Origin of the sequence: Variovorax fucosicus (assembly GCF_030316825.1) — a bacterium.
Lineage (GTDB): Bacteria > Pseudomonadota > Gammaproteobacteria > Burkholderiales > Burkholderiaceae_C > Variovorax > Variovorax fucosicus.
Genome location: NZ_JASZYU010000003.1, coordinates 238361 through 263895, shown reverse-complemented (window position 1 = coordinate 263895; position 25535 = coordinate 238361). Strand labels below are relative to the sequence as shown.

Annotated in this window: 27 protein-coding genes; 10 read left to right on the top strand and 17 right to left on the bottom strand. The window is 64.9% G+C overall.

Annotation, left to right across the window (positions count from 1 at the left end):
• Positions 1 to 96: 96 nt before the first annotated feature.
• The 7 genes from QTI05_RS18870 to QTI05_RS18840 all read right to left on the bottom strand — a co-directional run bounded on the left by QTI05_RS18870 (position 97) and on the right by QTI05_RS18840 (position 8815).
• Positions 97 to 792, bottom strand: a complete 696-nt coding sequence (locus tag QTI05_RS18870; RefSeq protein WP_286544048.1) for an ABC transporter ATP-binding protein — start codon at positions 790 to 792, stop codon at positions 97 to 99.
• Between the two features lies 1 nt (position 793).
• The gene (locus QTI05_RS18865) at positions 794 to 1561 is read right to left on the bottom strand and encodes an ABC transporter ATP-binding protein (RefSeq protein WP_286544046.1); all 768 of its coding nucleotides are present in this window, start codon (positions 1559 to 1561) and stop codon (positions 794 to 796) included.
• Positions 1561 to 2859, bottom strand: coding sequence for a branched-chain amino acid ABC transporter permease (locus QTI05_RS18860; protein ID WP_286544045.1), 1299 nt, complete (start codon positions 2857 to 2859; stop codon positions 1561 to 1563). Before QTI05_RS18860 ends, QTI05_RS18865 begins: the two co-directional genes overlap by 1 nt.
• 1 nt (position 2860) lies before the next feature.
• Positions 2861 to 3808, bottom strand: a complete 948-nt coding sequence (locus QTI05_RS18855) for a branched-chain amino acid ABC transporter permease (RefSeq protein ID WP_286544044.1) — start codon at positions 3806 to 3808, stop codon at positions 2861 to 2863.
• 96 nt (positions 3809 to 3904) lie between these two features.
• Positions 3905 to 5140, bottom strand: a complete 1236-nt coding sequence (locus tag QTI05_RS18850) for a branched-chain amino acid ABC transporter substrate-binding protein (RefSeq protein WP_286620215.1) — start codon at positions 5138 to 5140, stop codon at positions 3905 to 3907.
• 153 nt (positions 5141 to 5293) lie between these two features.
• A complete protein-coding gene (locus QTI05_RS18845) occupies positions 5294 to 6937 on the bottom strand; it encodes a 3-(methylthio)propionyl-CoA ligase (RefSeq protein WP_286544040.1) in 1644 nt (547 codons plus the stop codon).
• Positions 6938 to 7054: 117 nt separating this feature from the next.
• The gene (locus tag QTI05_RS18840; protein WP_353505965.1) at positions 7055 to 8815 is read right to left on the bottom strand and encodes a carboxylesterase/lipase family protein; all 1761 of its coding nucleotides are present in this window, start codon (positions 8813 to 8815) and stop codon (positions 7055 to 7057) included.
• A 229-nt stretch (positions 8816 to 9044) separates the two neighbouring features.
• Here QTI05_RS18840 and QTI05_RS18835 point away from each other — a divergent pair, with 229 nt between their 5' ends.
• The 6 genes from QTI05_RS18835 to QTI05_RS18810 all read left to right on the top strand — a co-directional run bounded on the left by QTI05_RS18835 (position 9045) and on the right by QTI05_RS18810 (position 13737).
• Positions 9045 to 10121: an AraC family transcriptional regulator gene (locus tag QTI05_RS18835; protein ID WP_286620212.1), complete on the top strand. Its 1077-nt coding sequence runs from the start codon at positions 9045 to 9047 to the stop codon at positions 10119 to 10121.
• A 63-nt stretch (positions 10122 to 10184) separates the two neighbouring features.
• On the top strand, positions 10185 to 11666 hold the full coding sequence (locus QTI05_RS18830) for a protein adenylyltransferase SelO (protein ID WP_286620210.1): 1482 nt from the start codon (positions 10185 to 10187) through the stop codon (positions 11664 to 11666).
• Positions 11663 to 12088 (top strand): peptide-methionine (R)-S-oxide reductase MsrB, encoded by a 426-nt coding sequence (msrB, locus tag QTI05_RS18825; protein ID WP_286544034.1) that lies wholly within the window; start codon positions 11663 to 11665, stop codon positions 12086 to 12088. The genes QTI05_RS18830 and msrB overlap by 4 nt, the downstream gene beginning before the upstream one ends.
• Complete coding sequence (locus QTI05_RS18820; protein ID WP_286544032.1) at positions 12085 to 12627, top strand: septation protein A; 543 nt, start codon at positions 12085 to 12087, stop codon at positions 12625 to 12627. The genes msrB and QTI05_RS18820 overlap by 4 nt, the downstream gene beginning before the upstream one ends.
• The gene (locus QTI05_RS18815; RefSeq protein WP_286544031.1) at positions 12624 to 12902 is read left to right on the top strand and encodes a BolA family protein; all 279 of its coding nucleotides are present in this window, start codon (positions 12624 to 12626) and stop codon (positions 12900 to 12902) included. Before QTI05_RS18820 ends, QTI05_RS18815 begins: the two co-directional genes overlap by 4 nt.
• A 49-nt stretch (positions 12903 to 12951) precedes the next feature.
• On the top strand, positions 12952 to 13737 hold the full coding sequence (locus tag QTI05_RS18810; RefSeq protein ID WP_286620209.1) for a foldase protein PrsA: 786 nt from the start codon (positions 12952 to 12954) through the stop codon (positions 13735 to 13737).
• Between the two features lie 12 nt (positions 13738 to 13749).
• On the opposite strand, the gene QTI05_RS18805 is transcribed toward QTI05_RS18810, so the two are convergent.
• Entirely contained in the window at positions 13750 to 14697 is a 948-nt protein-coding gene (locus QTI05_RS18805; protein ID WP_286544027.1) for an adenylate/guanylate cyclase domain-containing protein, read from the bottom strand.
• Positions 14698 to 15123: 426 nt separating this feature from the next.
• Between QTI05_RS18805 and QTI05_RS18800 the strand changes: the two genes are divergently transcribed.
• Positions 15124 to 15360 (top strand): hypothetical protein, encoded by a 237-nt coding sequence (locus QTI05_RS18800; RefSeq protein ID WP_286544025.1) that lies wholly within the window; start codon positions 15124 to 15126, stop codon positions 15358 to 15360.
• Positions 15361 to 15382: 22 nt separating this feature from the next.
• On the opposite strand, the gene QTI05_RS18795 is transcribed toward QTI05_RS18800, so the two are convergent.
• From QTI05_RS18795 to QTI05_RS18780, 4 genes are read right to left on the bottom strand one after another with little or no spacing between them, the layout of a single operon-like run.
• A complete protein-coding gene (locus tag QTI05_RS18795) occupies positions 15383 to 16318 on the bottom strand; it encodes an LD-carboxypeptidase (protein WP_286544022.1) in 936 nt (311 codons plus the stop codon).
• On the bottom strand, positions 16315 to 17403 hold the full coding sequence (tadA, locus tag QTI05_RS18790; RefSeq protein WP_286620207.1) for a tRNA adenosine(34) deaminase TadA: 1089 nt from the start codon (positions 17401 to 17403) through the stop codon (positions 16315 to 16317). Before tadA ends, QTI05_RS18795 begins: the two co-directional genes overlap by 4 nt.
• A gap of 11 nt (positions 17404 to 17414) precedes the next feature.
• The gene (locus tag QTI05_RS18785; RefSeq protein WP_286544018.1) at positions 17415 to 17630 is read right to left on the bottom strand and encodes a hypothetical protein; all 216 of its coding nucleotides are present in this window, start codon (positions 17628 to 17630) and stop codon (positions 17415 to 17417) included.
• The gene (locus tag QTI05_RS18780; RefSeq protein ID WP_286544017.1) at positions 17623 to 18273 is read right to left on the bottom strand and encodes an FMN-binding negative transcriptional regulator; all 651 of its coding nucleotides are present in this window, start codon (positions 18271 to 18273) and stop codon (positions 17623 to 17625) included. Before QTI05_RS18780 ends, QTI05_RS18785 begins: the two co-directional genes overlap by 8 nt.
• Positions 18274 to 18361: 88 nt before the next feature.
• Between QTI05_RS18780 and QTI05_RS18775 the strand changes: the two genes are divergently transcribed.
• Positions 18362 to 19405, top strand: a complete 1044-nt coding sequence (locus QTI05_RS18775; protein ID WP_286620205.1) for a DUF72 domain-containing protein — start codon at positions 18362 to 18364, stop codon at positions 19403 to 19405.
• 6 nt (positions 19406 to 19411) lie between these two features.
• Here the strand turns inward: QTI05_RS18775 and QTI05_RS18770 are convergent, their stop codons facing one another.
• Entirely contained in the window at positions 19412 to 19993 is a 582-nt protein-coding gene (locus QTI05_RS18770) for a 2'-5' RNA ligase family protein (RefSeq protein ID WP_286620203.1), read from the bottom strand.
• A 215-nt stretch (positions 19994 to 20208) separates the two neighbouring features.
• Between QTI05_RS18770 and QTI05_RS18765 the strand changes: the two genes are divergently transcribed.
• Both QTI05_RS18765 and QTI05_RS18760 read left to right on the top strand, forming a co-directional pair.
• The gene (locus QTI05_RS18765) at positions 20209 to 20805 is read left to right on the top strand and encodes a DUF6088 family protein (RefSeq protein ID WP_286620202.1); all 597 of its coding nucleotides are present in this window, start codon (positions 20209 to 20211) and stop codon (positions 20803 to 20805) included.
• Positions 20798 to 21808: a nucleotidyl transferase AbiEii/AbiGii toxin family protein gene (locus QTI05_RS18760; RefSeq protein ID WP_286620201.1), complete on the top strand. Its 1011-nt coding sequence runs from the start codon at positions 20798 to 20800 to the stop codon at positions 21806 to 21808. The genes QTI05_RS18765 and QTI05_RS18760 overlap by 8 nt, the downstream gene beginning before the upstream one ends.
• A gap of 273 nt (positions 21809 to 22081) precedes the next feature.
• Here QTI05_RS18760 and QTI05_RS18755 read toward each other — a convergent pair whose 3' ends face one another.
• The 4 genes from QTI05_RS18755 to QTI05_RS18740 all read right to left on the bottom strand — a co-directional run bounded on the left by QTI05_RS18755 (position 22082) and on the right by QTI05_RS18740 (position 25422).
• Positions 22082 to 22876 (bottom strand): restriction endonuclease, encoded by a 795-nt coding sequence (locus tag QTI05_RS18755; protein ID WP_286657837.1) that lies wholly within the window; start codon positions 22874 to 22876, stop codon positions 22082 to 22084.
• 239 nt (positions 22877 to 23115) lie between these two features.
• A complete protein-coding gene (gene guaA, locus QTI05_RS18750; RefSeq protein ID WP_286544006.1) occupies positions 23116 to 24732 on the bottom strand; it encodes a glutamine-hydrolyzing GMP synthase in 1617 nt (538 codons plus the stop codon).
• A 10-nt stretch (positions 24733 to 24742) separates the two neighbouring features.
• Positions 24743 to 25177 (bottom strand): type II toxin-antitoxin system VapC family toxin, encoded by a 435-nt coding sequence (locus QTI05_RS18745; RefSeq protein WP_286544005.1) that lies wholly within the window; start codon positions 25175 to 25177, stop codon positions 24743 to 24745.
• Positions 25174 to 25422, bottom strand: a complete 249-nt coding sequence (locus QTI05_RS18740; RefSeq protein WP_286544003.1) for a type II toxin-antitoxin system Phd/YefM family antitoxin — start codon at positions 25420 to 25422, stop codon at positions 25174 to 25176. The genes QTI05_RS18745 and QTI05_RS18740 overlap by 4 nt, the downstream gene beginning before the upstream one ends.
• Positions 25423 to 25535: the final 113 nt, after the last annotated feature.

Sequence of the window (25535 nt, the reverse complement as noted above, 5' to 3'; positions counted from 1 at the left end):
TCCAAAAAGCACGAGTGTTCTTTTTTGTGAAATTCTAGGCGTTTTGCATGACCGCGCAAAACGCCCCAGTCGCTGCCGGGACAACGACCGAAGCCGTCAGACTTCGAGCCACTCTTTGCGGGTGGCCGCATCGGCCCGAAGGCTGTCGGGTGTGCCGTCGAACACGATGCTGCCGTGCCCCATCACCAGCGCACGGTCGGAGATGTGCATGGCGATGGTGAGCTTCTGCTCGATCAGCAGCACCGAGATGCCCTTGGCCTTGAGCGTTTGCAGGTACTGGCCGACCAGTTCGACGATCTTGGGCGCCAGGCCTTCGGTCGGCTCGTCGATGATGATCAGGTCAGGGTCGCCCATCAGGGTGCGGCACAGGGTGAGCATCTGCTGCTCGCCGCCCGAAAGCACGCCGGCCTCGGTGTGCTCGCGCTCCTTGAGCCGCGGGAACATCTCGTACATGTCCTTGAAGGTCCAGCGGCTGCCCTTGCCGGCGCCCTTTTGGCCCAGCAGCAGGTTCTGCGACACCGTGAGCTTGGGAAAGATGTCGCGGTTCTCGGGCACGTAGCCGATGCCCAGGTGCGCGATCTCGTAGGCCTTCTTGCGCAGGATGTCCTGGCCTTTCCAGTGGATCTGCCCTTCGGCATGCACCAGGCCCATGATGGCCTTGGCCGTGGTCGACCGGCCGGAGCCGTTGCGTCCCAGCAGCGCGACGATCTCGCCCTGCCCGACCTCGAACGAAACGCCGTGCAGCACATGGCTCTTGCCGTAGTAGCCGTGAATGTCCTGAAGTTTCAACATATCAGTGCCCCGCCTGCGCATCTGCCACCGAGGAGCCCAGATAGGCCTCCTGCACCTTGGCGTTGGCACGCACCGCATCGGGCGTGTCGAAGGCGATAACCTCGCCATAAACCACCACGGCGATCTTGTCGGCCAGCCCGAACACGACGCCCATGTCGTGCTCGACCGTGAGCAGCGTCTTGCCGATGGTCACCTGCTTGATCAGCGCGATGAAATGCGAGGTTTCCGTCTTGCTCATGCCGGCCGTCGGCTCGTCGAGCAGGATCACGCCGGCGCCGCCGGCGATGGTCACGCCGATCTCGAGCGCGCGCTGCTCGGCATAGGTCAGGTTGACCGCGTGCACATCGCGCTTCTTCTCGAGGCCGACCTGGCGCACCAGTTCTTCGGTGCGCTCGTTGGCATCGTCGAGGTTGGAGAGAAAGCGCAGGAAGGTGTACTTGTAGCCCAGGCTCCACAGCACGCCGCAGCGCAGGTTCTCGAACACGCTGAGCTTGGGAAAGATGTTGGTGATCTGGAAGCTGCGCGACAGGCCCAGCCGGTTGATCTCGTAGGGCTGCTTGCCGTCGATGCGCTGGCCGTTCAGCAGCACCTCGCCGCTGCTCGGCATGAGCCGGCCGCTGATCAGGTTGAACAGCGTCGATTTGCCGGCGCCGTTGGGGCCGATCACCGCGATGCGCTCGCCCGCGCTCACGGCGAGGTCGACGCCGCGGATGATGTCGGTCTTGCCGAAGCTCTTGCGCAGAGCCTTCAATTCCAGTGCGTAAGGCATCAAGCCGTCTCCCGCCGTTTGATCTCGGCTTCTATTTCTTCCTGCGCCTGCCCCCAGACCCGCGCGAAGCGCCGGCGAACCACTTCGACCAGCGCCACGCCGATGGCCAGCAGCGCGGCGACGCCGATCCAGCTGGTGGCACGGGTCGTGTCGAGCTCGACGCCCATGAAGTTGACGGTGTCACCGAGGGCCGCATTGAGCTGCATGTGATAGACCATTTCGACGATGGCGGCGGCGGCAACGACCATGACCGCACCGGTCAGGAGCAGCCCGCCATAGAGGCCCCAAAGGCGGTTGAACTTGCCGAACCGGGCAACCCGCAGGTTCATCATGATCAGGCTGGCCACGCCGCCCGGCGCGTACATCACCATGAACAGGAACACCAGCCCCAGGTAGAGCAGCCAGGCCTTGGTCATTTCCGACAACAGCACCGACGCCAGCACCAGCAGCACGGCGCCGATGATGGGGCCGAAGAAAAAGGTGGCGCCGCCGAGGAAGGTGAACAGCAGGTAGCCACCGGAACGCAGGCCGCTCAAGCTGTCGGACGCGTTGACGATCTCGAAGTTGATGGAAGCCAGCGCCCCCCCGATGCCCGCGAAAAAGCCCGCGATGATGAAGCCGAGGTAGCGCACCCGCTGCGTGTCGTAGCCGATGAACTCCACCCGCTCGGGGTTGTCGCGCACCGCATTGAGCATGCGCCCCAGGGGCGTGCCGGTGAACGCGAACATCAGCGCGGTGCAGATGAAGCAGTAGGCGGCGATCAGGTAGTACACCTGGATCTGCGGCCCGAATGTCCATCCGAAGAACGAACCGTAAGTGCGGTTGGTCGTCACGCCGCCCTCGCCGCCGAAGAACCCCGGAAACATCAGCGACATGGCGGCCACCAGCTCGCCGATGCCCAGCGTGATCATGGCGAAGGTCGTGCCGGACTTCTTGGTCGTGACATAACCCAGCAGGATCGCGAACAGCAAGCCTGCAAGGCCGCCCACCAGCGGTATCGCCACCAGCGGAATCGGAACGCCCCCCTTGGCGGCGGCCAGGTTCATCGCGTGGACGGCAACGAACGCGCCCAGCCCGGTGTAGACGGCGTGCCCGAAGCTCAGCATGCCGCCCTGCCCCAACAGGATGTTGTAGCTCAGGCAGATGATGGTCAGGTAACCCATCTGCGACAGCATGGTGAGCGCCAGGCTGCTGCGAAAGATCAGCGGCGAGACGATCAGCATCAGCGCGAACAAGGTCCAGATCAGCACGCGCCCGATGTTCCAGGGCTTGAAACGGTAGTAGTTGGTAGAGGTCATCTCAACCTTCCCGCTTGCCGAGGAGACCCTTGGGCCGGAATATGAGGATCAGCACCAGCAGCAGGTACGGCAGGATCGGCGCCACCTGTGCGACGCTGAGCTGCAGCAGTTCGTAGCCAAAGGTCTTGTCGGTCACGGGGATGCCGATCGCCTGGAGGCCCGACGCCATCGACTGGTCGATCGCCACGGCGAAGGTCTGCAGCACGCCGATGAGCAGCGACGCCAGGAAAGCACCCGCGAGCGAACCCATGCCACCGACCACCACGACCACGAACACGATGGATCCCACCGCGCCCGCCATGGCCGGCTCGGTCACATAGGTGTTGCCGCCGATCACGCCGGCCAGCGCGGCGAGCGCAGCGCCGCCGCCAAACACCAGCATGAAGATACGCGGCACGTTGTGGCCCAGTGCCTCCACCGTTTCGGGATGAGTCAGCGCAGCCTGTATCACCAGCCCGATACGGGTGCGCGTCAGCAGCAGCCAGACCGACAGCAGCATCAGCATGGCGAGCAGCATGATGAACGAGCGCGACTTGGGGAACTGCGTGCCGTACAGCGAGAACAGCGGACCCTGCAGTTGCTCCGGCAGGCCGTACGGAACCGTTGCCCGCCCCCAGATCAACTGCACGAGCTCCAGGATCAGATAGGACAGGCCGAAGGTGACGAGCAGTTCGGGCACATGTCCGAACTTGTGAACGCGTCGCAGGCTGTAGCGTTCGAACAGCGCGCCGAGCACGAAGACCACCAGGGGCGCGATCACCAATGCCGGCCAGAAACCCAGCACGCCGGAGATCGTGTACGCGAAATAGGCGCCGAGCATGTAGAAGCTGGTGTGCGCGAAATTGAGCACGCCCATCATGCTGAAGATCAGGGTCAGGCCCGAACTCAGCATGAACAACAACAGCCCGTAGCTGAGCCCGTTCAGCAAGGAGATGACAAAGAATTCCACGGTATTTGTTCGTTGTTGGCGCTCGCAAAAGCCGGTGTACAAAAAAGCCGGTGAGCGACTCCCGTCACTCGCCGGCCTGCTGTGTTGTGGTGCGCCTCAGAACGGGCGCTTCATGTCGCAGCTGGTGGGCGTGCTCGCGATGTAGGGCTCGAGGTATTTCACCGGTGCAAAGGTATAGCCGGTGTTCTCGACGCTGTATTTGTTCTTGGCGTCGACCTTCTGCCACTTCGAGATCCAGAGCCCCTGCTGCAACTGGTGATCGGACTTGCGGATTTCGCTGTCGCCGTTGAATCCCTTGAACTTCAGGCCTTCCATCGCAGCCGCGACCTTCATCGGATCGGTGGACTTCGCCTTGGCCATCGCCTCGCCCAGAACCACGACGCCGTTGTAGATCGAGAACGTGTAGAAGTCGTCGTTGAACTTCTTCTTGAAATCTGCCATCAGCCGGCCCATTTCGCCGGTGTAGTTGGAGTGGTTGTAGGCGATCTGATAGACCTCCAGCTCGCCACCCGCGGCCAGCGCCGTCGGGGTGCCGGAAACGCCGGCGTAGTACGCGTAGATCGGAATCTTCAGGCCCGAATCGTTCAGCGCCTTGATCAGCAGGGTCATGTCCTGACCCCAGTTGCCGGTGACGATGGTGTCGGCGCCCGACTGCTTGATCTTGGCCACGTAGGGCGCGAAGTCCTTGACCTGCCCCAGCGGATGCAGGTCGTCGCCCACGATCTTGGCATCCGGCCGGTTGCGTGTCAGGCCTTCCTTGAAGAACTTGGAGACCTGCTGCCCGTGCGAATAGTTCTGGTTGATCAGGTAGATCTTCGAGATCTTGGGCTGGTCCTTCATGAACGCCGTCAGCGCTGCCATCTTCATCGAGGTGTCGGCATCGAGGCGGAAGTGCGCGAAGCTGCATTTCTCGTTCGTGAGCACCGGATCGACCGCGGCGTAGTTCAGGTAGACGATTTCCTTGCCCGGGTTGCGCTCGTTGTGTTTGGCGACGGCATCGGCCAGCGGAACGGCCACATTGGATCCGTTGCCCTGCGTGACGTAGCGAAAGCCCTGGTCGCTGGCGGCTTTCAGCAGATTCAGCGCTTCCTGCGGCGAGCTCTTGCTGTCCATCCCGACGATCTCGAACTTGACTCCGGCCGGATTCTTCGCGCCGCTCAGTTCCTGGGCCATCAGTTGCCAGCTCTTGAGCTGGTTCTGCCCCACATTGGCGAACGGACCCGAAAGCCCCTCGATCATGGCGATCTTGACGGTTTCGCCCTTCTGGGCGAGGGCACCCGCAGCGGCGGCCATCATGACGCCGGCGGCTACAAATTTGAGTGTGAATTTCATGGGAATCGGTCTCCTGATCATCAGTATTCGAACGCGAGGTGAGAGTACAAGTCTTTACTAGACCCCCCCTCAGGGAATGCCCGTAAGAAAGGCAGCACCGAAGTCGTTTCTATCACCCATGCGACAGACGATGCTACCGGTCGGTAGGGCGTTTCAGAGGCCGGGCAACTTGTAGCCCTTGAGCTGCTCGCGCAGCTTGGTCTTCAGGATCTTGCCTGTGGCGCCGAGCGGAATGGCTTCGACGAAGACCACGTCGTCCGGGATCTGCCACTTGGCGGTCTTGCCTTCGTAGAACTGCAGCAGTTCTTCGCGCGTGACTTCGCCGCCCGGCTTTTTCGCCACCACCACGATCGGGCGCTCGTCCCATTTGGGATGGAACACGCCGACGCAAGCCGCCAGGGCGACGGCCGGATGCGCGACCGCGATGTTCTCGATCTCGATCGAGCTGATCCATTCGCCGCCGGACTTGATCACGTCCTTGCTGCGGTCGGTGATCTGCAGGTAGCCCTCGGCATCGATGGTGGCGACGTCGCCGGTGGGGAACCAGCCGCGGCCCTGTTCGTCGGGAATGAGCGGGTCGCCGCCCTCGCCCTTGAAGTATTCCTTGACGATCCACGGCCCCTTGACCAGCAGGTCGCCGTAGGCCTTGCCGTCCCAGGGCAGCTCCTTACCGTCGCCGTCGACGATCTTGAGGTCGACGCCGAAGATCGCGCGGCCCTGCTTCATGCGGATCTGCAGTTGCGCATCGGGCGGCAGCGACAGGTGCTTGTTCTTGAGTGTGCACAGCGTGCCCAGCGGGCTCATCTCGGTCATGCCCCAGGCATGCAGCACCTCAACGTTGAATTTCTGCTGGAACGCAGTGATCATGGCCGGCGGGCAGGCCGAGCCGCCGATGACGGTGCGGTTGAGCTTGCTGAACTTCAGGCCGCCAGCCTGCATGTGGCCGAGCATCATCTGCCACACGGTGGGCACGCCGGCGGCGAAGGTCACGCCTTCGGATTCGATCAGCTCGAACACCGACTTGCCGTCAAGCGCCGGGCCGGGGAACACGAGCTTGCAACCCACGAGTGCGGCCGAGTACGGAATGCCCCAGGCGTTGACGTGGAACATGGGCACCACCGGCAGCACCGAGTCGCGCGCCGACAGGCGCATGACGTCGGGCAAGGCCGCCGCGTAGGCGTGCAGCATGGTCGAGCGGTGGCTGTAGAGCGCGGCCTTCGGGTTGCCCGTGGTACCGCTCGTGTAGCACATGCTCGAGGCCGAGTTCTCGTCGAAGGTGGGCCAGTCGTAGTCGGCGGACTGCTTGCCCATCCAGCTCTCGTAGCTCACGAGATTGGGAATGCCGCTGTCGACCGGCAGCTTGTCGGCATCACACAGTGCAATCCATTTTCGGATCATGGGGCACTTGGCATGCACCGCCTGCACCAGCGGCAGGAAAGTGAGGTCGAAGCACAGGATCTGGTCTTCGGCATGGTTGGCGATCCAGGCGATCTGGTCAGGGTGCAGCCGCGGATTGATGGTGTGCAGCACGCGGCCGCTGCCGCTCACGCCGTAGTACAGCTCCAGGTGGCGATAGCCGTTCCAGGCCAGCGTGGCGATTCGGTCGCTGAAGAGCAACTGCTCGCCGTCCAGCGCATTGGCCACCTGCCGGGCACGCGATGCGATTCCACCCCACGTGGTGCGGTGAATGTCGCCTTCGACCCGGCGCGAAACGATCTCGCCATCGCCGTTGTGGCGCTCGACGAACTCGATCAGCGACGAGATCAAAAGCGGTTGGTCTTGCATCAAACCCAGCATCTACGGACTCCTAAAGAAAATGACTTCATGAAAGCTTGCGAACAACAGATTCACGCAAGCTTCGGCCACTTGCACAATGACACAAACCCGCACTGCACGATGGAACGACGCGGCTCTTCAAGGCACGTTCACCGGTGTGATCCTGGCTGCCGAGGGCGTTGCATCGAGCAGCATCTGCGAGGGCCACGGTGCCCAGGTTGCACCAAGTTCGGGCGTGTTCGGATCGCCCTTGCGCATGAAGGCGCCGATGCTCGCCATGACGGCGTTGGACAGGGCGATTCGCCCCGACTGGTTGACCTTGCCGCCCATCACGTTGCTGAGCAGCGAGCCGCCGAAGTTGCCGAACACAAAAGGCAGATCGAAGGCGTGCGAGGCACCGTAGACATCGTTCCACGGCGAGGGCTCCTGCGCCCAGTCGAGGCGGTAGTGCCAGATGTTCGACTGGCGCGTCTTCATCGTGTTGAGCAGGTTGTCGCGGTTGGCCTCGAAGAGGCCCTTCGTGATGAACGCCGTGGCCGCGTTGTAACCGGTGCCCGGCTTGTCTACCGGAAGGTAGAACGGGTCGATGATGTCGGCCACCGTGAGCGCAGGGGCGGCATCCGGGTCGAAGTTGAACATCATCGAGAAGCGCTGGGCGTCGGCGACGATCCAGCCCGGCTTCGGAAAACCGATCGAACCCAGCAGCGATGCGAAGAGCTTGCCCTCGTCGCGCGTGTTGCCCGCGAGCATGGGCACCTTGACGTACTGGTCGGCCGCAACGGCGCCGATCGGGTCGGTCGGGAGCACCGTGCCGTCGGGAATGGGCGCGACGCTGCCCAGCCCGGCGGCGACCACCGTGGTCAGCAGCGCGCTGCCATCCTGGGCACGCAGGTAGTCGGCAATCTGGGCCGGCGTGCGGGTGGCGATGTAGATCTTGGCGGCGGCCGCATCGGCGGCGGTTCCGTCGGCCACGAGCAGCTTCTCCAGGATGGCGGCGCCCTGCGCGAGCGAGACCGATGCCGGAGAAAGCGTGGGGAGTGAACCCGGTGGCAGGTTGCTCGCGAGCGAGATGCCCCCGCTCATCTCGAAGGCCTTGTGGAACAGGCCCTTGGCCATCGGCGAGGTCATGACCGCCAGCAGGTTGGTCGCGCCGGCCGACTCGCCCGACAGCGTGACGTTGCCCGGGTCGCCGCCGAAGTTGGCGACGTTGTTCTTGATGAAGCGCAGCGCCGCCATGTTGTCGAGCAGCGCGAAGTTGCCCGAGTCGTCGCCCGCGCTGCCGCCCGGCCGCAGTTGCGGGATGTTCAGGAAGCCCAGGATGCCCAGCCGGTAGCTGGCGGTGATGACCACCGCGTTGGCTGCCTTGGCCAGCGTGGCGCCGTCGTACAGCGGGTCGGCCGTGTAGCCCGAAATGTTGCTGCCGCCGTGCACGAACAGCAGCACCGGCAGGTTCTTGTCGGTCGTGGCCGGGCGCCAGATGTTGACGAACAGGCAGTTCTCGCTGCCGACCGGCTTGCCCAGCATGGCGCCGATGGTGGCGTCGTAGGTGTTGTTGGCGCCGGGTCCGAACAGGCGGCCGATCTGCAGGCAGGCATTGCCGAACTTCACGGCCGGGCGGATGCCGCTCCAGGCGGTGGGTTCCGCCGGCGCGCGCCAGCGCAGCGCACCGACCGGCGGCTGCGCGAACGGAACGCCCTTCCAGAACCAGGTGCCCGACCTGGCGCTGTCATCCACGCCTTCGATCTTGCCGACCGTGATCTGGCGCACCATGGGGCCGTCGACGACCGTGGCTGGCGCCGGCGGCTCTGCCGCGGGCGGCGCGACCGGCGGGAGAAGGAAGCCCGAGCCCGATGAGCCGCCGCCGCAGGCCGCGAGGGCCATGCAGGCCGCTGCCGCCATGGCCCTGGCCACCGTTGCCTTTGCCTTTACCTTTGCCTGCCGTACCGCGCCCTGGTTTTCCGTTGTCTCTGCTGTATTCATTCTTTGTCTCCACACCGGGTTAATCGGAATTCCTGCATCGGTGTCCGGTGGCCATACTCCGGCCCGCCGAGCCCGCAAAAATTCTAGGAACGCACGCCGTTTCCCCCGCTATCGCAAGCGCGCCAATTCAATGACTTCAGGAACCTCCATGTCGCATCACCAGCGCCGGTCGCAACGTCGGCCGGGCTGCGCGCAGCAGCCGGAACTGCGGACCAGCTCCGCAGCCTGGCTCGAAGGCGTGCTCTCGATGTTCGAGGCCGAGGGGCTCGACGTGCCCTCGCTGCTGCGCGATGCGGGCTTCGACCCCGACTCGCTGCATCGGCAGAACACGCGCGTGCCGGTGGATGAGATCTCCGTGCTCTGGCAGCTCGCGGTGGCGCGCGGCGGCAAGCCCACGTTGGGCCTGCACCGCGACCTGGCCGCCACGCACAGCAAGCTGGGCACGGTTGGCCACGCCATGGCCTGCAGCCCCGACCTGGGTGCCGCGCTCGCACGGCTGGCGCGCTACATGGCGGTGATCTCGGATGCGACCGCCTTCTCGCTGCAGCCCGAGGCGCGCGGCTGCTGGATGGTGATGGAGCACACCGGCGGCAGCCTGCCGATACCGCGCCAGCGCGTCGAGTACGCCTTGCTGACCGTGCTCATGCAGTGCCAGTGGCTCACGCGGCGCGAGCTCCAGCCGCTGGCGATGGAGTTCGTCCATCCCGCGCCGGCCAACGACCGGCTGCACCGCGAGGCCTTCGGCTGCGAAGTGCGCTTCAACGCCGTCGCCAACCGACTGCTGCTGTCGACCGCAGACATGACGATGCCGCTGCCCACCTTCCACCCCGCCCTCGGCGAGATGCAGGAGCACCTGCTGGACGACCAGCTCGGGCTGCTGGGCCAGACCACCACCAGCAGCCTGGTGTGCGCCGAGATCGCGCGCCGTCTGCAACTGGGCGAGCCGCGCCGGCAGGACGTGGCGGCCGGTCTGGGGCTGGCGGAGCGCACGCTGCAACGGCGGTTGCAGGAAGAGTCTGTGTCGTTCCAGTCGCTGCTCGACCGCACTCGCCGCGAGCTGGCGCAGCAGTACCTGGCGGAAGACCGCCACACGCTCACCGACGTGGCGGACATGCTCGGCTTCGTCGACAGCAGCAACTTCTTCCGGGCCTGCAAGCGCTGGTTCGGCCTGCCGCCCGCGCAGTACCGGGCGCGGATCTGGGACACCCAGGCACTCGCCCATTAACCCGGCTGGGGCCGCGATGGCCCCCTCGGCAAGGGGTTTCGCGCTCTGCCGGACAATCCGGGCATGAGCCTGCTTGCTGAAGACACGGACGTCGCGGACCTGGGGTTGCGCTGGAAACCTGGTTTCCAGACCCTCGGCACCGCCTTTCTCACCCACCTGCGACCGACGCCACTGCCCGATCCCTACTGGGTGGGCCACAGCGAATCAGCCGCCCGCGAGCTTGGATTGCCGGCCGACTGGCGGCGATCCGACACCACGCTGTCGGCGCTGACCGGCAGCCTGCCAATCGCTGACACCAATCCTTTCGCCACCGTCTACAGCGGCCACCAGTTCGGTGTCTGGGCCGGCCAGCTCGGCGACGGGCGCGCGATCCTGCTCGGTGAAACGGAAAGCGGCTTCGAAGTGCAGCTCAAGGGCGCCGGACGAACACCCTACTCGCGCATGGGCGATGGCCGTGCGGTGCTGCGCTCGAGCGTGCGCGAATTCCTTTGCAGCGAGGCGATGCACGCGCTCGGCATCCCGACCACGCGTGCGCTGTGCGTGACCGGCTCCGACGCGCGTGTGCGCCGCGAAGAACTCGAAACCGCCGCGGTGGTGACGCGCACCTCGCCCAGCTTCATCCGCTTCGGCCATTTCGAACACTTCTCGGCCAATGAGCGCTACGACGAACTGCGTGCGTTGGCCGACTTCGTGATCGATCGCCACTACCCGGAGTGCCGGGCCACCGAACGCTTCGGCGGCAATGCGTACGCGGCGCTGCTGGAAACCGTGAGCGAGCGCACCGCGGCGCTGATGGCGCAGTGGCAGGCGGTCGGCTTTTGCCACGGCGTGATGAACACCGACAACATGAGCATCCTGGGGCTCACGATCGACTACGGCCCGTTCCAGTTTCTCGACGGCTTCAACCCGCGCCACATCTGCAACCACAGCGACAACGGCGGCCGTTATGCCTACAACCAGCAACCCAACGTGGCCTACTGGAACCTCTATTGCCTCGGCCAGGCCCTGCTCCCGCTGATCGGTGAGCAAGAGGTGGCGATCGCCGCGCTAGAGTCGTACAAGACCGTGTTTCCGCGCGAGTTCGAGCGGTGCATGGGGGCCAAGCTGGGCCTTGCCGACACGCGCGATGGCGACCGCGGGCTCATCGAGGGTGCGCTGTCGCTGCTGGCAAAGGAGCAGACCGACTGGACGATCTTCTGGCGCCGCCTGTCGCAACACAGGGCCGGCGCGGATGCGCAAACCGTGCGCGACCTGTTCGCCGACACGGCCGGCTTCGATGCATGGCTGCTATTATTTTCAGAGCGGCATGCGACTGTCCCGCAGGCGTTGGCGGCCGATTTGATGCTGGCAACCAACCCTAAATTCGTGCTGCGGAACCACTTGGGCCAGCAGGCAATCGAATCGGCGCACCGCAAGGACTTCGCGGGCGTCGCAACCTTGCTGAAACTCCTCGAAACCCCATTTGAGGAACACGCCGGGCAAGATGCCTACGCCGGCTTCCCGCCCGACTGGGCATCCTCCATCGAAATCAGCTGTTCATCATGACCTCCCCCGTCCAGAAAACCGACGCCGAATGGAAAGCCCTGCTCGCCGAAAAAGGCGCTGAGCGCGGCGCCTTCGAAGTGACCCGCCATGCCGCCACCGAGCGCCCCTTCACCGGCAAGTACGAAGCCCACTGGGCCGACGGCACCTACCACTGCGTCTGCTGCGGCGCCAAGCTGTTCGAATCGGGCACCAAGTTCGACGCCGGCTGCGGCTGGCCCAGCTTTTCGGAAGAAGCGGTGCCGGGCGCGATCAGGAACATCGTCGACCGTTCGCACGGCATGACGCGCACCGAAAACGTCTGCGCCAACTGCGGCGCGCACCTGGGCCACGTGTTCCCCGACGGCCCGACCGAAACCGGCCTGCGCTACTGCATGAACTCGGCCTCGCTCGATTTCACACCCAGCACCAAGACAAACGAATGAAACTGCTGCTCGACTTCTTTCCGATCCTGCTGTTTTTCGGCGCCTTCAAGCTGTACGACATCTACGTCGCGACCGGTGTGCTGATGGCCGGCACCGTGCTGCAGATGGCGATCATCTGGTTCACCACGCGCCGGCTGGAGCCGATGCAGAAGGCCACGCTGGTGCTGATCCTGCTGTTCGGCTCGCTCACCCTCGCACTGCACGACGACCGCTTCATCAAATGGAAGCCGACCGCGCTGTATGGCGCGATGGCGCTGGCGCTGGCCGTCGCGTACTGGGGCTTTCGCAAGAATTTCCTGCAGGTGATGCTCGGCAAGCAGTTGCAGTTGCCCGACCGCATCTGGACGCACCTGAACGTCGCCTGGATCGGCTATTGCGTGTTCATGGCCACGGTCAACGGTTATGTGGCGATGTACTTCAGCACCGACGCCTGGGTCAACTTCAAGCTCTGGGGCTATGCCTTCCCGATCGCCTTCCTGATCGCGCAGGGGCTCTACATTTCGCCCCATCTGAAGTCCGACGACACGCCCGCCGCATGAGCATGACCACCACGCCACTGCCGCGAACGGCCGACCTCGAAGCCGCGCTGCGCGAGGCGCTGAAACCGACGGTGCTCGAAGTCATCGACGAGAGCGCCGCGCACGCCGGCCATGCCGGCGCCGGCGACGAGGGTTACGGCACGCACTTCCGGGTGCGCATCGCCAGCCCGTTGTTCGCCGGCAAACCGCGTGTTGCGCAGCATCGCCTTGTGTATGATGCGTTGCACATTTTTATCGCACAGGGCCTTCACGCCATTGCCATCGAGACGCTCTGAGCGTCACGTCTTGCGGCCGTCGCGCCCCTCTTTACTCCCCCGTTCATCCATGAAAAAACAACTCCTGCAGGCCATCGCGGCCGCGGCGCTCATCGGCGCCATTCCCGTGGCTGCCTTCGCGCAGAACGCCGCCATCGTCAACGGCAAGGCCGTGCCCAAGGCCCGCATGGACATGCTGGCCCAGCAGCTCGCCGCTGCCGGCCGCCCGGTAACGCCTGAAATGCAGACGCAGCTGCGCGAGGAAGTCGTCACGCGCGAAGTGTTCATGCAAGAAGCCCAAAAACAGGGCATCGACAAGAGCGACGAGTTCAAGGCGCAGCTCGAACTCGCACGCCAGGCGATCCTGATCCGCACGCTGTTCGACAACTACCGCAAAACCAGCCCGGTGACCGATGCCGACGTGCAGGCCGAGTACGACAAGTTCGTGGCGGCCAACGGCGGCAAGGAATACAAGGCGCGCCACATCCTGGTCGAGAAGGAAGACCAGGCGATCAAGATCCTGGCCGACCTGAAGAAGGGCGCCAAGTTCGAAGACCTCGCCAAGAAGCAGAGCAAGGATCCGGGCTCGGGTGCCAACGGCGGCGACCTCGACTGGGCCAACCCGGCGAGCTTCGTGCCCGAGTTCTCGGAAGCCATGATCAAGCTCAAGAAGGGCGAAACCACGCCGGCACCGGTCAAGTCGCAATTCGGCTATCACATCATCCGCGTCGATGACATCCGTCAGGCCACGCTGCCGAAGCTCGAGGAAGTCAAGCCGCAGGTCACGCAGCAGCTGCAGCAGCAGAAGCTGCAAAAGTACCAGGAAAGCCTGCGCGCCAGCGCGAAGGTCGAGTAAGCGGCAACGCCCCTAGCGGGCGTTCTTGCGCCCCAGCAGCACGTTGTTGCCGGTGGTATTGAACGAGATGGTCGGCGCACTGAAGTCGCTCAACGGTGCGCCCAGACCGATTTCTCCGCTGCCGTGCAGCACGCACTCGTCGCGCCGCAGCGCGATTTCGCCACTGGCCCCGGCGGTGCCGTGGAAGCGAACCCAGGTACCGTAGGTGCTGACATCCACCAGCACACAACTGCCCTGCCGCGCCTCGATGCGTGCATGCAGGCGCGACACGCGCGGGTCGTTGACCACGAACTGGGCTTCGTCCACGCGCCCCAGGTGGATCGGCAGTTCATCCGCCCGAAACAGCGAGCGCACATCGAGCCACGACAGCTCGATCTGGCCGAACGACGAGTCGGACGGCCGTGGCTGGTGTGCCAGCGACGCTGGCATAGTGAGGAACTCCGACACTTCGTCCTGCCAGTCGATGCGGTGCACGATCGGCGTTTCACTCTTGCCGCGGATATTGATCGGTCCCAGGTTGCGATGCCGCACGCCGATTTCACCGAGCTGGTCGATCACCGATTCGGTCGCCCAGATCTGGCCCGGGCCGGCCAGATCGCTCAGTCGGGATGCCAGGTTGACCGCGTCGCCATAGGAGTCGCCGTCGACCTCGAGCACCTCGCCGCTGGCCACCCCGATCTGGAGATCCATGCGCAGCGGCGCCGGCCAGACCATCAGCCGCTTCTGGTGGTTGCGCTGCAGTTCAAGCACAGCGCCGACAGCGGATGCTCCGTCTGGAAATATCGCAAACACGCCATCGCCGAGTGTCTTGACGACGCGCCCATGGTGCGATTCGCAAACCCCACCGATCCACTGGACCAGCCGGGTAACCGTTTCCGTCGCACGCGCATTGCCCATGGCCTCGAACACGCGAGTGCTCCCGGTCAAATCAGCAAACACAACGGTGGGTGGGGCGGCCATTTTTATGAACTTGGTATCGATCGCACTGAAATTATGGCAAAGCCGGCCTCATCGCTGTCGATGTGCTCCTACTGACAACCGCTGTTGACCAGTTCAAAAAGACTCTGTGCATGTGAAGTACAGGGTACGCGGGCTTTGCCATATTGGTTTCACCAGTTTCGCATTCTCACGAACAAGGTAGAACTTAGGTATCCATTCCTCAGAAGACGCATAAGGACTTTCGTGAAGTATGTTGTTTTTAAACATTAAAAAATGTGCCCCCGCTTGTGCCGAGGGTGCGTTACCCGTAACGTAGCGCCATCAACTGCTCCGGCACTTCGCCTTTGCGCCATGATTTCACTCAGTGGTTTCTTTCGACTTCTGTCTATTCCGGGCCTCGGATCGCGGGGTTCGGAGCCACGCCACACAAGTCGCATCCGCAATGCCATGCTCTCCCTGCTCCAGGTGCATGGCGGCCATGGCGTTCAGCGCGTGGCCCAGCGGGTGCGCTTCGCCGATGACCTCGAAGCGCTGTGGTACCTGCGCCAGGACGTGATGTCCGCGCTGGTCGAACTCGACGGCGAGGCAGCGGCGCGTCGGCAGCTTCGCCCCATCAACGTCATGTTCAAGGGGCGCCTGCCCGAAACAATGGGGCCACGCACCCACCATCGCTTCGGCGTCTGACGCCAGACGCCTCTGGCACCGCTCAATGGTGATGAGCGTGCCGATGTCCCCACACCATGAACACATCGCGGCCCTCGGCCGCGATTTCCACTTTTGCGCCGACAGGTAGCAGCACCTTGGTCGGCACATGGCCGAACGGCAGGCCGGTCAGCACCGGCACCTTGATCTGGCCGCGCAGGCGCTCCACCACCCCCTGCAGACTGAAGCCGCGGTCGTTCGGCACCTTGCGGTAGCCGGTGAACTGGCCCATCAGGATCGCTTTCTGACGCGCCAGCACGCCCGCATGCCGCAGTTGCTCGAGCATGCGTTCGATCCGGTAGGGATGCTCGCCCACGTCTTCGAGAAACAGCACGCCCTTGTCGATCACCGGAAAGTAGGGTGTGCCGAGCAGGCTGGTCAGCACGCAGAGATTGCCGCCCCACAGCTGCGCGCCATGGATGCTGCGCATGCCGCTCGCGGCTTCGGCGTCGCGCGCGGGCAGGCGCCAGCCGGTGCCCTCGCCCTGCCCGGACAAGAGGTCGTCGAAGCAGGCTTCCATGATGTCGTCGGGACCGGCCTCGGCACCGAAGTCTTCGCCGACAGCCGGACCCGACCAGCTGACGGCACCGGTCTTGGCCAGCAATGCTTGCTGGAACGCGGTGAAGTCGCTCAGGCCGACGAACTCGGTGCCATGTGCAATCGCCTTGGCCACGGCCTTGTACGGCAGTGCATCAAGGATGCGCGTCAGGCCATAGCCGCCCCGCGAGATCAGCGCAACGTCGGCACCGCTGGCTGCGGCGCGGGCGATGGCGGCAAGCCGCGTGGCGTCATCGCCGGCAAAGCGTTGGTGGGTGGCGAGCGCGGCTTCGTCGATCTCCACGTCATGGCCCAAGGCCTTGAGTCGAGCCACGCCGCGCTTGAATGCAGCCTTGTCGCGCACTGCGCTCGACGGCGAAAAAATGTAGATGTGTTTGGTCACGGCGCGAAGTATCCCATTGCGGCCTGGGCCACCTCGGACGCCTGCGCGGGCGCGAGATCGAACACCTGGCCCCGGGGCGCCTTCCATGCACGCAGACCGGCCTGGTAGCCGGCATCGACGAATGGCAGGCGCCAGGCCGCTTCGCTGGCCGCGTCAGGCTGGCTCCCGGCACCGAGGCGGCCAACGATCCGCTGCGGCAGGGACGCGGCGAGCAACGCAGCCAGCACGTCGTCTCCGGCGCCATGCACCAGCAGCACCCGCGGCAATGCCAGTTGTTCGATCCACTCGCGCAACACGCCGGCATGCCATTCGGGCCGATGCACCGCTTCGCGCTTGGGCTTGTCGCTGCGCCCGAAGCCGATCAGGTCGGGAACCAGCACGCGTGGCCCGTCGAGCGCCACGAGCCTGTCGATCAGGTGCCTGTACAGGTAACCCCACTGGCCGGGCCCATGCAGCGCGACCACGGCCAGCGGCGCATCCGCCGGCCCCTCGTCGACGAAGTGCAGGCGCCAGCCATTCAGGCTCGGCAGCTCGCTCAGGTAGTGCGGCGTCCAGGGCCAGTCGGCCAGCGCGGCAAAACGGTCGTCGGGCGTGCGCAGGGCATCGTCACGCAATGGCTGCGCCTGCTCGCGTGCCTGGTCGCGGCGTGCACGAAAGAACTGCTGCAGCAGCGCCGCGCATTCGTGCGCCAGCACCCCGCCCTGCACCACCGTTCGATGGTTCAGTTGCGGCTGGGCAAACAGGTCGAGCACCGAGCCTGCAGCGCCGGTCTTCGGATCGGCCGCGCCGAACACCACGCGCGCAAGCCGCGCGTGCAGCATTGCGCCGGCGCACATGGCGCACGGTTCGAGCGTCACATACAGCGTGCAGCCGTCGAGCCGGTAGTTGCCGAGCGCGGACGCCGCGGCGCGCAGCGCATTGATTTCGGCGTGGGCACTCGGGTCGTGCTGCGCCACCGGCGTGTTGCGGCCGCTCGCGATCTGGACGCCGTCCTTCACGAGCACGGCGCCGACCGGCACCTCGCCCGCGTCGGCCGCCAAGCGCGCTTCGCCGAGTGCGCGCTGCATCCAGTCGGCATCTGTCATGGAGGGGTCGGCTACTTGGCGTCGTCCGGCAGGGGGCGGGCCTGCATCGCGGCATCGACCTGCTCCCGCACCTGCTGCTGGATCTGCTGGCTTTGCGCACGCGCGGTGGGCGCCGGTGCGCCGGACTGCGGCGCCGCCGCAGGCACCACGCTGTTCATCTGCTTCTTGACCAGCACGCCGACGATCAACAATGCCAGCACCAACCCGATCAACCCCAGGCTACGCATGCTCGGTTCCTTTTTCGATGGCCATGCCGAGCCGCTGCATCCAGACGGCCAGCGCCCGCTCGTCGGGCGTGCCCTGGCTGTAGGTGGCGTGCATCGCGGCATGCGCCTCCTTGCGGTGCTGGTTGAGCTTGACCTTGCACTGGAGTGCCGTCACGCGCAGCTCGAAACCGACGATGCCGGCCAGCATCTTCTGTTGAAAGTCCTCGCCCAGATCGCGCCACTGCTGTGCATACGCCGGTTCGTGCTGGCCGATCAGGCGCTTGAGCAGCGCGTCTTTTTCGGCCGGTGCCTCGACCAGCCTGGCCTCGACCGTGCAATGCACCGCCAGGTAGTTCCAGGTCGGAACGCGGGCCAGATCCGGGTACACCGACGGCGACAGGTAGGCGTGTGGGCCGAGGAACGTGACAACGGCCCGGGGCCGTGCCTGCAGGTAGCGCCAGTGCGGATTGGGTTTGGCGCAGTGGCCCCAGAGCACCAGCTCGCCGTCGCCGCCCTCCCCGCGTTCTTCGAGCACGAGAGGCAGGTGCGTCACGCTGGGCACGCCTTCGTCGTCGTTCGAAATGAGACTGGCGAAAGCGTGATCGCGCATCAGCTCGACGGCTGTGGCGCGATCCTTCATGTTGAATTGGGGTGGCAGGTACATGGTCCCGCAATTGTCGCCTCGCGCCCCGACCGACGGGCGCTGCGGCCCTATTTGGCTTGATCCAGAATCGGTGTCACGCAGCCCCCTCATGCAAGACGCCCTCTTCGACGACCCGGACATGCCGCCCGCGCCCGTTGCGACCGCGGGCACTGTGCGCAAGCGTGCCGGCGCGCCGAAGGTGTTGCCGGCGCCGATCGATCCGGCACAGCAGACATTGGCCACCGCATTGCCGCCGCAGTTGCGACTCGGCACTTCGTCCTGGTATTTCCCGGGATGGGCCGGCCTGGTCTGGGACGGCGAGTACGGACAGCCGGTGTTGTCGAAGCACGGACTGGCCGCCTATGCACGGCATCCGTTGCTGCGCAGCGTGAGCCTGGATCGCACGTTCTACCGGCCGCTCTCGGCCAGCCAGTTCGCCGCCTATGCAGCGCAGGTGCCGGACGACTTCCGCTTTGTCGTGAAGGCGCCGAGCCTGGTGGCCGATGCGATGGTGCGGGCGGAGGACGGGCGGGGCGAGCAGCCGAACCCGGCCTTTCTCGACCCCGCGCTCGCAGCGCAACAGTTCGTGCAGCCCGCGCTGGACGGCCTTGGCGACAAGGTCGGTGCGCTGGTGTTCCAATTGAGCCCGTTGCCGGGATCGATGCTGGCGCGGATGCCGGAGATCCTGCAACGCCTGCGCGCGATGCTGGCCGCCCTGCCCGCGCTGCGGCCCTCCGCGCCCGACGGCGTGATCGCGGTCGAAGTGCGCAACCCGGAATTCCTGACGCCCGCTTTCGTGGAAGTGCTGCGCGAGGCCGGCGCCACCTACTGCCTCGGCCTGCATCCCAAGCTGCCGCCGATCGCCGCGCAACTGCCGCTGTTGCGCGCACTGTGGCCGGGGCCGCTGGTCTGCCGCTGGAACCTGAACCGCCTGCACGGAGGCTATGGCTACGAGCAGGCCAAGGCGCTCTACGAACCTTTCGACAAGCTGGTCGACCCGGACCCGGAGACACGCGAGGCACTGGCCCGCGTGATCGCCGGCACCACGGGTGCGGGCCACAACGCCTACATCACGATCAACAACAAGGCGGAAGGGTCGGCGCCGCTGTCGGTGCTGGCACTGGCGCGCGCGGTAGAGCGCCTGGGCGGGTGACCACGCTCAGCGGCGCAAGGGCCAGCGCGCCAGGGTCTCGTGCCCGTGCTTGCGCTGATTGATCGCACTGTGAACCAGCACGAATTCGCGCGCAATCCAGGTGATCGGCGCCACGTCGTGTTCGGGCACCGCCTGTTCGTCGTACAGCAGGCTCAGGTGCGGCACGAAGTTGCCGCTCGCGCGCCCACCGATGGCGGCCAGCAATGCCTGCTGAAACGCCACCAGCCCCGCCACGCCGCTGCCATGCCCGCCCAGAACCACCGGCCGTCGCCCGACCTTGCCGAAGGTCATGACGCGATCCAGCACCACCTCAAAGGGCGGGAAGCGGAGCGCCGACAGGGCCGGGCCAGCCGCCGCCACGATGTCCTGCGGCAGGCCTGCGTAGTCGCCCAGGTGATGCAGCGTGACGTGAAGCCGCTCCGTTGCGAGCGGCGTGCCGCTCAAGCCGTGTGCAGCGGTGATTTGCTGCGCGAGCAGCCCGGCGTGCACAGCGGCATCGGCGTCCGGAAGGATCGCGAAGAACAGCCGATCGGTCGGCAGCGGGGCGGCGCCGATACCGTCCAGTGAAAGCTGTGTCGGGTGTCTCATGTCGCACTCCACGCGGGTCTTGCCGCGGTCACTCCCACTCAATGATTTCCGAAGGCCGGAAACCCGGATGGATGCTGGCTTTGTGGGGTCGAAACATCGTACTTTACCGAGGCGCTGAAGCTGTTCTGTCGACCCCGCCAATCGCTGCGATAACCAAGGACGTTGAAAACTGTCAGAAACTACGTCATACTTCTACCAACGCTAAAGTTATCGCCATGCAGACCCTCGCCAAACAAGTTCTAGAGCTCGCCGCCGGCCTGCCGGAAGGCACGCCCTTGGTCGCAAAGGAACTGCTGCACCTAGGGAATCGGGCCGCCGTGGACCAGGTTCTGTCTCGGCTTGTGCAGCGCGGCGCCCTGCTTCGCGCGGGCCGCGGCATTTATGTCCTGCCGGTCGAGAGCCGCTTCGGTTCCCGTGCGCCCTCGACCGCGAAGATGGTCGAGGGGCTGGCCAGCCAGCGCGGGGAAACCATCGTGTCGCATGGTGCGTCCGCCGCCAACGCGCTCGGGCTCACGACTCAGGTGCCGATGCGGTCCGTCTATCTGACGTCCGGCCCCAGCCGCCGCTTGAAGCTGGGCGCTCAGACCGTGGAGTTGCGGCACGCGCCGGTGTGGCAGCTGATCTTTCCTGGCCGCGCTGCCGGCGATGTAGTGCGGGCGCTGGCGTGGTTGGGGCCCGAAAAGGCCGGCGCCGCGCTGCGGGCGCTGCGCGCCAAACTGCCGCCGGCCGAGATGAAGGAAGTGGCGTCGGCACGGGCGCGCCTGCCGACGTGGATGGCGCAGGAGGTGAGCGCGCTGGTACCGCATGGCTGAGTTCTTCGACCTCTCTGCCGACGAACGCCTGGAGGCCCTTGCCCAGGCCGCCGACGCGTCTGGGCGCCCGCCCCACCTGCTGGAAAAGGACGTTTGGGTGGTGTGGTCCCTGCGGCATCTTTTTGCCGCACCCTATGCGCCCCATCTTGTCTTCAAGGGTGGCACCTCCCTGTCAAAGGCCTATGGCGTCATCCAGCGGTTCTCGGAGGACGTAGATCTCACCTACGACATCCGCGCCATCGCCGCTGATCTGATCGGCGATGCGGGTGTGCCGCTCCCGGCCAGCAAGAGCCAGGAAAAGAAGTGGAGCAAGGAGATCCGCGCCCGTTTGGCTGACTGGGTGGCCACCAATGTCGTTCCGCTGCTCCAGCAAGACCTTGGACAGCATGGCCTGCCCGCCACGGTCCGGGCCGAAGACGACAAGGTATTCATCGACTACAGGCCCCTGGCCTCGGGAACGGGTTATGTCCCGTCGACGGTCATGCTCGAATTTGGCGCGCGATCCACCGGCGAGCCTTGCGAACTGCGCTCCGTTCGCTGCGATGCAGCCGCACACCTGTGGGGCGTCGAGTTTCCGGAAGCGACGCCACAGGTGATGCGTGCCGAGCGGACCTTCTGGGAAAAAGCTACCGCGATTCACGTTTTCTGCGCGCAAGGTGCGTTTCGAGGCGGGGATAGGTTCGCTCGCCATTGGCACGACGTGACGCGGCTGGATGCCGGCGGCTTCGTTGACTCGGCGATTGCGGACACGGCGCTGGCGAACGCGGTGGCCGATCACAAGAGCGTCTTCTTCTCGGAGAAGAACCTGGATGGTGGACTGATCGACTACTACGCCGCAGTCGCGGGCGGTCTTCGCCTCGTTCCCGACGACGGCGCCCTGGCCAAGTTGGCCGCTGACTATCAGCACATGATCGACGATGGCTTGTTCCTCGATGAGGTCGAGTCGTTCGACACCCTTCTCCAACACTGCCAGACCATTCAAGAGAAGGCGAATGCAGCATGACGCCTGGACTACCAGACACCCTGGACAGCATCGACCTGCGATGGACGCGCCACGGCTGATCTTTCGTCCATTGAACGGCGCAAGCTTGAACGGCTGTTCGAATGGGCGGCGGCTATGTAACCATGTGGCCAACTCGGTGCGGTTCATCAAATCGCTCGAGGCCAGGGCCAAGCCAACGATGCCCCCGAAGTCGAAGGTTGGGTTCGACGGCGACTTGCCGTTCTAGAGATCGCGTCAACCAACAACCTATATCAGTAGCTCAACGACGCTTGACTACAGGGCATTGAGGTGACAGCAGTCGTGTCCGTGGAACGTCAGTGGCTTTGCCCGGGTGATATTGCAGTCCTCCGGTCTCGGTCGGTGCCTTAACTGGGCATAGCCGAGCATGTCAAAGAAGCGGCCCGCATCGACGAGCTCGATGGGCATAACCGCTTGTGTACTGCGGCGCGCCGCCTTGTGCGCGCCGCGGCTAAAGCGCGATGCGGACACATACACGCCGCGGGTATAGCCCCCCAGCACGAGGGCCCCCAGAAATGCCCTGACTTGCTCCACTTCCACTGCCTCCCTCCGCCGCTTGACTTGAACGCCAATCCTCGCGCCCGAACCATCCTCCAGGATCACGTCGACCCCGCCGTCGTTCGAATAGCCGGTCGCATGCGCTAGGTACCCGAGATCACCGAAAACGCTGGCCACAGTCAACTCGAACAGCCGTGGGTGCATCGACGCACGCGCCTCGAACTTCTGCATCAGGTAGCGTCGCACCTGCTGAAGAGGCGCGCCGATGTCGTTGAGTGCAAGTTCTTCTAGGACTGGTGCCGAAGCCAGCGTCACGGCCCAGTGCTGCCAATGCATCGCTGGCAGAACCGCTCGATCCTCGGCGATCCACCAGCCGCAAGCAGGGCAGATATGCAGGCACACCTTCCTCTCCACGATGTCCCCTCCCAATACCACATGAGGATGTCCGAAGGGAGGGCCATTGAAGTAGGGATCCCGAATCATTACTTCGTGGAAGGCCGCGAAATCCTCGAAGGCGACATCCCACAGGTCAAGGTCGTAGTAGTCATCCATCCCGGCACCGCAGTAGATGCAATGAACCGGGTCCTCCTCCTCGATGCTTCCACGCCAGAAGGGAAGCTCGCAACGCGAGGGAATGTTGGATGGAATGTGCCGCCTGGGTTGGTTCATGCGCTACCCCACTTAGTCAGTGCCCGCAAAGCGGCTTCCACAGCAAGTCCGCTAGACGATGTCGGAGCAGACGGCCGCGATCGTCGACGTTCCGGAGAATCCGCTGCTACCGCTCGATCCCCTCACTCCCACTCGATCGTCGCCGGCGGCTTGCTCGACACGTCGTAGGTCACGCGGTTGATCCCGCGCACCTCGTTGATGATGCGGCCCGACACCTTCTTGAGCAGCGCATACGGCAGCTCGGCCCAGTCGGCCGTCATGAAGTCGCTGGTCTGCACCGCGCGCAGCGCCACCACGTAATCGTAGGTGCGGCCGTCGCCCATCACGCCCACGCTCTTGACCGGCAGGAACACGGTGAAGGCCTGGCTCGTGAGGTCGTACCAGCTCTTGCCGGTCTCGTCCTTGAAGTTGCGCAGCTCCTCGATGAAGATCGCGTCTGCGCGGCGCAGCAGGTCGGCGTATTCCTTCTTCACTTCGCCGAGGATGCGCACGCCCAAGCCGGGGCCCGGGAACGGATGGCGGTACACCATCTCGGGCGGCAGGCCGAGTGCCACGCCCAGTTCGCGCACTTCGTCCTTGAACAGGTCGCGCAGCGGCTCCAACAGCTTGAGGCCGAGTTGTTCAGGCAGCCCTCCCACGTTGTGGTGGCTCTTGATGGTGACGGCCTTCTTGCTCTTGGCACCGCCCGACTCGATGACGTCAGGGTAGATCGTGCCCTGCGCGAGGAACGTGGCACCCTTGTGCCCGCCGTCGCCGGCCTTGAGCTTGGCGGCTTCCTGCTTGAACACGGTGACGAATTCGCCGCCGATGATCTTGCGCTTGGCTTCGGGGTCGCTCACGCCGGCGAGCTTGCCGAGGAACAGGTCGCTGGCGTCGACACGAATCACCTTCGCGTGCAGCTTTCCTTCGAACATCTCCATGACCATGTCGCCTTCGTTGAGACGCAGCAGGCCGTGGTCGACGAACACGCAGGTCAGCTGGTCGCCGATGGCGCGGTGGATCAGCGCAGCGGCCACGCTCGAATCGACACCGCCCGAGAGGCCGAGGATGACCTCTTCATCGCCGACCTGCTCGCGGATCTTCTGCACGGCTTCGGCGATGTGGTCGCGCATGACCCAGTCGGGTTTCGCTTCGCAGATGCCGAGCACGAAGCGTTCGATGATCGCCTTGCCCTGCACCGTGTGCGTGACTTCGGGGTGGAACTGCAGCGCGTAGTAGCGGCGCGCTTCGTCGGCCATGCCGGCGATCGGGCAGCTGTCGGTCGAGGCCATGAGCTTGAAACCTGGGGGCAGCGCGGTGACCTTGTCGCCGTGGCTCATCCACACGTTGAGCATGCCGTGGCCTTCGGGCGTGGTGAAGTCGGCAATGTCCTTCAGCAGCGCGGTGTGGCCATGGGCGCGCACGGCGGCAAAGCCGAACTCGCGCTTGTGGCCGCCTTCGACCTTGCCGCCGAGCTGGTGGGCCATGGTCTGCATGCCGTAGCAGATGCCGAGCACGGGCACGCCGAGGTCGAAGACGGCCTGCGGGGCCTTGTCGGTGGTCTCTTCATAGACGCTGGCGTGGCTGCCCGAAAGAATCACGCCCTTGAGGTGGCCATCGGCCGCGTATTCGCGCACCCATTCGTCGGTGACGTCGCAGGGGTGCACTTCGCTGAGCACATGTGCTTCGCGCACGCGGCGTGCGATCAGCTGCGTGACTTGCGAGCCGAAATCGAGGATGAGGATCTTGTCGTGTTGCATGGGCGAAGACTCAGAGCGTTGAAATGTCGAACAGCTTCACGCCCGCCTTGGGCGCTGCCTGGATGAGTTGCTCGTCGAAGGTGGCGAGCGGGAGATTGAGCGACTTGGCGAGCCAGAGATAGCCCGCGTCGTAGAGCGAGACGCCGACGTCGATGGCCACCGCGAGCACGGCCTTGTGCTGGGCGGGTGCGAGTTCGTGCAATTCGACGCGGTGGCGGATGGCATCGAGCACACTCCACAACCCCTCGACCGCGGACGATGGAATGCGGCCGCTGCGCACGCCATTGGCGAGGATGTTGGCGCACTCCCATTGCCAGGCATTGGGCGCCTGCGGCTCGACCTCGTCGCGCCGGATGGCGGCGTAGAGCCTGCGGGTGTGTTCGCTGGCCTGGTCGGGCAGTAGCCAAGCGGCGGTGACGGAGGCGTCCATGACGAAGGCTGTCATGACTGGCGCCCTTCTCCCCGCAATGCACGCGGAGAAAGGCCTGGCTTGATGGTGGCGTGGAGCGCGTCGATCTGGCCGAGTTCGCGCTCGATCTGCTCGTCGGTGATGACCGGCTTGCGCCGCACCGGCAGCATGCGCACGACTTCCTTGCCGTGGCGGGTGATGCGAACCTCTTCGCCCTTTTCGACCAGGTCGATCAGGGCCGAGAAGTTGTTCTTGGCTTCAGCGATGCCGATGGATTGCATTTGGGCCAGAAAAATTGAATCTGGCCCAAATTCTAATGCCAATCTGGCCCGACTTTCAAGGTCTGGCCAGATTGGATCGAGGCCGGCGCCGGGCCGCCCCAAGCCGGCCTGCG

What these genes read in the sequence shown, in the direction of transcription:
- QTI05_RS18870 (WP_286544048.1), bottom strand. Translation starts at nt 792, where the DNA reads ATGTTGAAACTTCAGGACATTCACGGCTACTACGGCAAGAGCCATGTG.
- QTI05_RS18865 (WP_286544046.1), bottom strand. Translation starts at nt 1,561, where the DNA reads ATGCCTTACGCACTGGAATTGAAGGCTCTGCGCAAGAGCTTCGGCAAG.
- QTI05_RS18860 (WP_286544045.1), bottom strand. Translation starts at nt 2,859, where the DNA reads ATGACCTCTACCAACTACTACCGTTTCAAGCCCTGGAACATCGGGCGC.
- QTI05_RS18850 (WP_286620215.1), bottom strand. Translation starts at nt 5,140, where the DNA reads ATGAAATTCACACTCAAATTTGTAGCCGCCGGCGTCATGATGGCCGCC.
- QTI05_RS18845 (WP_286544040.1), bottom strand. Translation starts at nt 6,937, where the DNA reads ATGCTGGGTTTGATGCAAGACCAACCGCTTTTGATCTCGTCGCTGATC.
- QTI05_RS18840 (WP_353505965.1), bottom strand. Translation starts at nt 8,815, where the DNA reads ATGGCGGCAGCGGCCTGCATGGCCCTCGCGGCCTGCGGCGGCGGCTCA.
- QTI05_RS18835 (WP_286620212.1), top strand. Translation starts at nt 9,045, where the DNA reads ATGTCGCATCACCAGCGCCGGTCGCAACGTCGGCCGGGCTGCGCGCAG.
- QTI05_RS18830 (WP_286620210.1), top strand. Translation starts at nt 10,185, where the DNA reads ATGAGCCTGCTTGCTGAAGACACGGACGTCGCGGACCTGGGGTTGCGC.
- msrB (WP_286544034.1), top strand. Translation starts at nt 11,663, where the DNA reads ATGACCTCCCCCGTCCAGAAAACCGACGCCGAATGGAAAGCCCTGCTC.
- QTI05_RS18820 (WP_286544032.1), top strand. Translation starts at nt 12,085, where the DNA reads ATGAAACTGCTGCTCGACTTCTTTCCGATCCTGCTGTTTTTCGGCGCC.
- QTI05_RS18815 (WP_286544031.1), top strand. Translation starts at nt 12,624, where the DNA reads ATGAGCATGACCACCACGCCACTGCCGCGAACGGCCGACCTCGAAGCC.
- QTI05_RS18810 (WP_286620209.1), top strand. Translation starts at nt 12,952, where the DNA reads ATGAAAAAACAACTCCTGCAGGCCATCGCGGCCGCGGCGCTCATCGGC.
- QTI05_RS18805 (WP_286544027.1), bottom strand. Translation starts at nt 14,697, where the DNA reads ATGGCCGCCCCACCCACCGTTGTGTTTGCTGATTTGACCGGGAGCACT.
- QTI05_RS18800 (WP_286544025.1), top strand. Translation starts at nt 15,124, where the DNA reads ATGCTCTCCCTGCTCCAGGTGCATGGCGGCCATGGCGTTCAGCGCGTG.
- tadA (WP_286620207.1), bottom strand. Translation starts at nt 17,403, where the DNA reads ATGACAGATGCCGACTGGATGCAGCGCGCACTCGGCGAAGCGCGCTTG.
- QTI05_RS18785 (WP_286544018.1), bottom strand. Translation starts at nt 17,630, where the DNA reads ATGCGTAGCCTGGGGTTGATCGGGTTGGTGCTGGCATTGTTGATCGTC.
- QTI05_RS18780 (WP_286544017.1), bottom strand. Translation starts at nt 18,273, where the DNA reads ATGTACCTGCCACCCCAATTCAACATGAAGGATCGCGCCACAGCCGTC.
- QTI05_RS18775 (WP_286620205.1), top strand. Translation starts at nt 18,362, where the DNA reads ATGCAAGACGCCCTCTTCGACGACCCGGACATGCCGCCCGCGCCCGTT.
- QTI05_RS18770 (WP_286620203.1), bottom strand. Translation starts at nt 19,993, where the DNA reads ATGAGACACCCGACACAGCTTTCACTGGACGGTATCGGCGCCGCCCCG.
- QTI05_RS18765 (WP_286620202.1), top strand. Translation starts at nt 20,209, where the DNA reads ATGCAGACCCTCGCCAAACAAGTTCTAGAGCTCGCCGCCGGCCTGCCG.
- QTI05_RS18760 (WP_286620201.1), top strand. Translation starts at nt 20,798, where the DNA reads ATGGCTGAGTTCTTCGACCTCTCTGCCGACGAACGCCTGGAGGCCCTT.
- QTI05_RS18755 (WP_286657837.1), bottom strand. Translation starts at nt 22,876, where the DNA reads ATGGATGACTACTACGACCTTGACCTGTGGGATGTCGCCTTCGAGGAT.
- guaA (WP_286544006.1), bottom strand. Translation starts at nt 24,732, where the DNA reads ATGCAACACGACAAGATCCTCATCCTCGATTTCGGCTCGCAAGTCACG.
- QTI05_RS18745 (WP_286544005.1), bottom strand. Translation starts at nt 25,177, where the DNA reads ATGACAGCCTTCGTCATGGACGCCTCCGTCACCGCCGCTTGGCTACTG.
- QTI05_RS18740 (WP_286544003.1), bottom strand. Translation starts at nt 25,422, where the DNA reads ATGCAATCCATCGGCATCGCTGAAGCCAAGAACAACTTCTCGGCCCTG.